The sequence below is a fragment of the Curtobacterium sp. A7_M15 genome (genome assembly GCF_030705415.1).
GTDB lineage: Bacteria > Actinomycetota > Actinomycetes > Actinomycetales > Microbacteriaceae > Curtobacterium.
Genome location: NZ_JAUZED010000162.1, coordinates 1 through 5799 on the forward strand (window position 1 = coordinate 1; position 5799 = coordinate 5799).

Annotated in this window: 6 protein-coding genes and 1 tRNA gene; 1 reads left to right on the forward strand and 6 read right to left on the reverse strand. The window is 70.2% G+C overall.

Features of this window, described 5'->3' with window-relative positions; translation table 11 throughout:
* Positions 1 to 149 precede the first annotated feature (149 nt).
* From Q7F20_RS17565 to Q7F20_RS17590, 6 genes are all read right to left on the reverse strand, one after another.
* Positions 150 to 650 carry a DUF3145 domain-containing protein gene (locus tag Q7F20_RS17565; protein ID WP_370871728.1) on the reverse strand — a complete coding sequence of 167 codons (501 nt, stop codon included), beginning with the start codon at positions 648 to 650 and terminating at the stop codon, positions 150 to 152.
* Positions 651 to 798: 148 nt separating this feature from the next.
* Positions 799 to 1599, reverse strand: coding sequence for a DUF1684 domain-containing protein (locus Q7F20_RS17570; protein ID WP_305741354.1), 801 nt, complete (start codon positions 1597 to 1599; stop codon positions 799 to 801).
* Complete coding sequence (locus tag Q7F20_RS17575; RefSeq protein WP_305741355.1) at positions 1596 to 2732, reverse strand: AI-2E family transporter; 1137 nt, start codon at positions 2730 to 2732, stop codon at positions 1596 to 1598. The genes Q7F20_RS17570 and Q7F20_RS17575 overlap by 4 nt, the downstream gene beginning before the upstream one ends.
* A 55-nt stretch (positions 2733 to 2787) precedes the next feature.
* Positions 2788 to 2862: transfer RNA gene (locus Q7F20_RS17580), tRNA-Ile, on the reverse strand.
* A 13-nt stretch (positions 2863 to 2875) separates the two neighbouring features.
* On the reverse strand, positions 2876 to 4087 hold the full coding sequence (locus tag Q7F20_RS17585) for a glycosyltransferase (protein ID WP_305741356.1): 1212 nt from the start codon (positions 4085 to 4087) through the stop codon (positions 2876 to 2878).
* Positions 4088 to 4200: 113 nt separating this feature from the next.
* On the reverse strand, positions 4201 to 5112 hold the full coding sequence (locus tag Q7F20_RS17590; RefSeq protein WP_305741357.1) for a DMT family transporter: 912 nt from the start codon (positions 5110 to 5112) through the stop codon (positions 4201 to 4203).
* A gap of 39 nt (positions 5113 to 5151) precedes the next feature.
* Between Q7F20_RS17590 and def the strand changes: the two genes are divergently transcribed.
* On the forward strand, positions 5152 to 5727 hold the full coding sequence (gene def, locus Q7F20_RS17595; protein ID WP_071294837.1) for a peptide deformylase: 576 nt from the start codon (positions 5152 to 5154) through the stop codon (positions 5725 to 5727).
* Positions 5728 to 5799: the final 72 nt, after the last annotated feature.

The following is a 5799-nucleotide window of genomic DNA, read 5'->3' on the forward strand; positions in this document are numbered from 1 at the left end:
ACAGTCTGCCGGCGCGACGGCGCGGCAGACTGTCGCTTTCGCAGAGCAGCGGCGAGTCGCGCACGCCGACAGCGCAGCGCCGCAGCGGCGGCCGGACGCGCGAACGCCGCCCCGAGGGGCGGCGTTCACGACGGAGGGTCCAGCGTGGCTCAGCCGACGCGGTGCAACCAGACGACCGGGTTGCCCTCGGCGGCGTGCCGGAACGGCTCGAGTTCGTCGTCCCATGCCTGACCCAGGGCGAGTCGGAGCTCGCGGTGGAGCTCGAGGGCGTTGCTCCCCGCCACCTCCATCGCGTACCGCACGCGGTCCTCGGGCACGACCATGTTGCCGGTGACGTCGGTCTGCGCGTAGAACACGCCGAGGTCGGGCGTGTGCATCCAGCGGCCGCCGTCCGACGCCGACGTGGGTTCCTCGGTGACCTCGTAGCGGAGGTGCTCCCAGCCGCGCAACGCCGAGGCGATCGCCGCACCCGTGCCGACCGGCCCGGTCCAGGTGAACTCGGTCCGACGCGCGCCGTCCTGGGCGGGCTGGTCCAGCCACGAGAAGTTCACGGCGCGACTCATGGCGCGACCTGCCGCCCATTCGACGTGCGGGCAGAGCGCGCGTGGTGAGGAGTGCACGTAGAGCACCCCGGTGGTCGTTCCGTCCACGATTCCTCCGATTCGTCAGGTGCGACTTCCCCATCGACCTGCACTGGAGGTTCTCGTTCCGGAACCATCGATATCCGATTGTGATGTCCTTGCGGACACGCCCATTATGCAGCCTGTGCGCTGGGAACACCAGGCACCGCGACGGGACTCAGTGGAACACGTGCCCCGTGACGTCGAGCGGGTGCCGCTCCCCCGCCGTGATCGGCACCGGGATCCGGTTCTCGGCGGGCGGGATCGGGCAGGCGTACTGGTACGAGAACGCGCACGGCGGGAGGACGAGCAGGTTCCAGTCCAGCTCGACGTCCGCCGACGCAGCCGGGTCGTCGAGGTACAGGAAACGGCCCATCGAGTAGGTGCTACCCGGATCGTCCTCGGCCAGGGCGCTCGTGGCGTCCTGCACGATGAGCTGCAGACGCGGGGTGCCTCGGAAGGCCGCGGAGCGGACCGCCACCAACCGCACGGCCGACCCGCCCAGGGTGGTCTCGACGTGTCCGGCGACCTCGAGCGGATCGCCGGCTGCGTCGAGGACGTCCGCCGCGCCTCCTGGAACACCGGGGGTGTACCTGCCGGAGGTGACCCAGCCGTCCGACCGGTCGAAGCGGGCGATGCGGGCGAACCGGGCGATCGCCTCGGACGCGGGGTCCCACACGCGCAACGTCCCGCGCGCGACCGTGCCGGCGCGCCCGTCCGGGAAGCCGATGGCCGACGGGACGACCGACTCCTCGCCGGCGACGAAGACCGGTCCGTCCACGGGGTCGCCGTCGACCACGACCCCGTCGCCGGCCTCGGCCGTGACGGTGAGGCCACCCGGTGCCGGCGCCCACCGGCCGGGGACCGGCCACACGGGCTGCTCGTGGTCGACGCGCTGCGCGTTCACGAGCGCCAGCGGACCGCGGGGACTCGCCGCCCAACGGTCACGGGCGGCGACGTGCTCGTCGAAGGCGGTCACGCCTGCTCCTGCCGCGGGTAGATGACCTTCTGCACGATGATGATCACCGACGCGGCGACCGGTACGGCGACGAGCGCGCCGAGCACCCCGCCGATGGTCCCGCCCGCGACCGCCGCGATGACGACGAGGGCGCCGGGGACCTGCACGGCCCGGGACATGATGCGCGGCGAGATCACGTACGCCTCGACCTGCATGTACACGAGGTAGTAGATCGCCGCGGCGAGGGCGGTCGCCGGCGAGGCGAACAGGCACAGCAGCGAGATGACGATGGCCGACGCGAGCGTCCCCACGAGCGGGATGAGCGAGCCCATGAAGGCGAACGACGCCAGCAGCACGGGGAGCGGAGCGCCGATGATGAGCAGGAACACCAGGCTGAGGATGCCGTTGATGAGTGCCTGCGAGATCTGCCCCACGACGTAGCGCCCGACCGCCTGCGTGATCTGCTCGCTGACGTCGATGAAGTTCTCGCGCCGCGACGCCGGGACGAAGCGGTAGGTCATCGACTTCATGCCACGCATCGAGGCGAGGAAGTACAGCATCAGGATGATGACGATGACGGCGCCCGTCAGACCGGTCAGGATGCCGCTGCCGACCGCGAGGATCCCGCCACCGAGGCTCAGCAGGTTGCCCGGGTTCTCGACGAACGACTGCAGCGACTGCAGCGCGTGGTCGATGTCGAACGATCCGGAGAACTGCGCGGAGAGGTCCTGCACCCACTCCTGCTTCGAGATGTCCTGCACGATGTCGGGGAAGTTCTGGATGAGGTTCGACGCCTGCTGCACGAGGATCGGCACGACCGCGAACACCACCCCGGCGAACGCGGCGAGGACTCCCACCACCACGACGGTGATCGCGACCCAGCGCGGCGCGAACCGCTCGAGGAACGAGACCAGCGGATCGATGCCGAGCGCGAGGAACAACGCCACGCCGACGTAGACGAGCACGGTGGAGAGCTCGTTGACGATCGCTCCTGCGACGACCGCGACGAGCACACCGAGGGCGCCCATGAAGCCGATCCGGAAGGCGTTCACACGCACGCCGGTGCCACCACGGGTCACCTCGAACGTCACGTTCGGCGTCGGGCTGTGGTCGTCCTGGTGCTGCTGCGCGTCGCGCTTCCTGGCGAGGCGCACGCGGGGCGGGTGCGGGCGCTTGCTGTTGCTCGAACCCGCGTCGGCTTTTGACATGTAGGGCGGGCGGGACTCGAACCCGCGAATCGTTCGGTTATGAGCCGACTGCCTTGACCAGCTTGGCTACCGCCCCTCGTCGGGGGCCGTCAGGCCACCGGTTCCCCACGATACAGCGCCTCGAACGTCGAGAGTGTGCGGTTGATGTCGTGTGCCTCGATCATCGTCAGGCTGTGCTCGCGCATCGCGACGTAGTCCTCGTCCGACGCGGTCAGCACGGCGGTCAGCTTCGCCGCGAGGTCGCGCTCGTCACCGGGGGTGAACAGGTACCCGTTCCCGTCGATCAGGTGCGGCAACGCCATCGAGTCCGCCGCGACGACCGGGAGGCCGGAGGCCATGCCCTCGAGCGAGGCGATGCTCTGCAACTCGGCGGTGGAGGGCATCGCGAACACCGTCGCGTTCGTGAGCGCCTGCCGCTTGACCTCGTCCGAGACGAAGCCAAGGAACCGGACGCGGTCCTCGAGCCCGAGGTCCTTCGCCTGCTGCGTGAGCTTCGGGATCATCTCGCCGTCACCGACGATCGTCAGCGTCGCCTCGAGCTCGGACGGCAGCAGCGCCAGGGCCCCGACGAGGACGTCGAGGTTCTTCTCGGGTGCGACACGGCCGACGAACACGATGTCGTTGCCGACCGGGCGTCCCTCGCGCGCGACGTACCGGGTGGCGTCGATGCCGCAGGAGATCGCCAGGACCCGCTGCCCCGCGATGGCCCGGCGCAGGTAGTCGGCCGCGAGGTTCGTCGGCGTCGTGATCGCGTCGGCGAGCCGGTAGGTCTTCGCGGCGTCGTTCCACGCGATCTTCACCGCGATCGGGACGGTGCGCTTGCCGAACGGCGTGTACTCGAGCAGGTTCTCCGGCATGAAGTGGTTGGTGGCGATCACCCGGATGCCGCGCGCGTGCGCTTCGGGGACCATGCCCCGGCCGACCACGATGTGCGACTGGATGTGCAGGACGTCCGGCTGGAACGCGTCGAGGATCGGCGTGGTCCACTTCTTCACGCTCCAGGGCCACACGAAGCGCAGCCACGCGTGCAGCGGCCACTTGTAGGACTTCAGCCGGTGCACGACGAGGCTCACCCCGTGGAGCTCCTCGTCGAAGGTGCCGTAGTGGCGGCTCGCGGCGGGGGCGACGATCTGGACGTCGTGTCCGCGTTCGGCCAGCCCCACGGCGAGCTGCTCGGCGAAGGTGGCGGCGCCGTTCACGTCCGGCGCGAAGGTGTCCGCTGCGATGAGGACGCGCAGCGGTCGTCGACCGCCCGTCGCACCCGTCGGTCCGGCGGTGGCGGTGGTGGCGTCGTCTGACACGGCTGGCGTCGTCCTCTCGTGGGCGATTGCTGGTCGTGCGACGACGCTACCGCACGCCGCTCGGGCAGCGCGTCCGCCTCGCGGTGGACACCGTCACCCCGCGGTACGACGGCTCAGGCGCGGGTCTGCGGGTGGTGCTTGGCGAGGAGGAACACCCCGGTGATCGCGATCGCGGCGGCGACCACGAAGCCGAAGACGGCGAAGACCGGCGCACCGGCGGCCTCGTCGAGGACGATCACACCGATGCCCACGGCGACGATCGGGTCGATCACGGTCAGCCCTGCGATGACGAGGTCGGCCGACCCGCTCGAGTACGCGTTCTGCACGAAGTACCCGCCGAGCGAGGCGGCGACGACGACCCCGACGATCGCAAAGACCGTCAGCCAGTCGAACGTGCCGTTCACGAACCGGTTGAGCACGACCTTGGCCAGCGTCGCCACGAACCCGTAGAGGATGCCGGCGCCGACGATGTAGTACAGCGCGCTCTTGTGCTTCGCGACGAGGCGGAACGACACGAGCACCAGCGCGAGCACGACCGCGAGGATCACGAGCACGGTGACGAGCTGCCGGCTCGTGATCGCGCTCTCGTGGCCGACGAAGGCCGCGATCCCGACGAAGATGCCGACGCCGATGATGCACGTCCAGACGGCTCGTCGTGCTCGGCGTCCGAGTGGGACGCCCGAGGACCGCGACGAGAACCAGGTCGTGATCACGAGGGCCACGGCGCCGAGCGGCTGCACGACGATGAGCGGCGCGTACGTGATGCTGACGAGTTGCAGCACGACTGCGACGCCGAGCATGAGCGTGCCGAGCACCCAGTAGCCGCTCGAGAGCAACCCGACGACGTGTCGGACGCTGAGGCCCTTCGACTGCCGACCGAGCCGGGCTTCGACCCGCTGCACCCCACGGCTCTGGAACTGCGCCCCCAGCGACAGGAACACCGCACCGATGAGCGCGACGGGGATCATGAGCGCCTGGAACGGCGTGAGGTTCACCGCGTCGGGCAGCTGCAGGTCCGTCGTCACGCGTCGAGGCTACCGTTCCCCGCCGGATAACCTGGGTGAATGGCCGTTCTCCCGATCCGCATCACCGGCGAACCCGTCCTGCACGAGCGTGCAGCCGAGGTCACCGATTTCGACGACGACCTGCGATCGCTGGTCGCCGACATGTTCGAGACGATGGACCTCGCGCCCGGGGTCGGTCTGGCCGGTCCGCAGGTCGGTGTCGGCAAGCGGCTGTTCGTGTACTCATGGACCGATGATGACGAGGTCCTGCACCGCGGTGTGGCCGTGAACCCCGTCCTGTGGACGACGCCCGCCGTGCCCGAGGCTGTGGAGGAGCTCGACGAGGACGAGGAGTCCGAGGGCTGCCTCTCGGTCCCGGGCGAACGCTTCCCGCTGCGACGCTCCGAGGGAGCGCTGCTCCGTGCCGTCGACGAGCACGGCACGCCGTTCGAGGTCGAGGCCCACGGCTGGCTCGCCCGGATCTTCCAGCACGAGTACGACCACCTCGACGGGTACCTCTACGCCGACCGGCTCGTGCACCCGTACGGCAAGCAGGTCGCGAAGGCCATCCGGAAGAACAGCTGGGGCGGACCCGGCAAGTCCTGGCTGCCGGGGCGCGACCACCCCGAAGGCTGAGGCGGGGGTGCGCGGGGGTGCGCGGGGGTGCGCCGGGGGTGGCCGCGGCCGTGCCCGGTCCGCGCCCGGTCC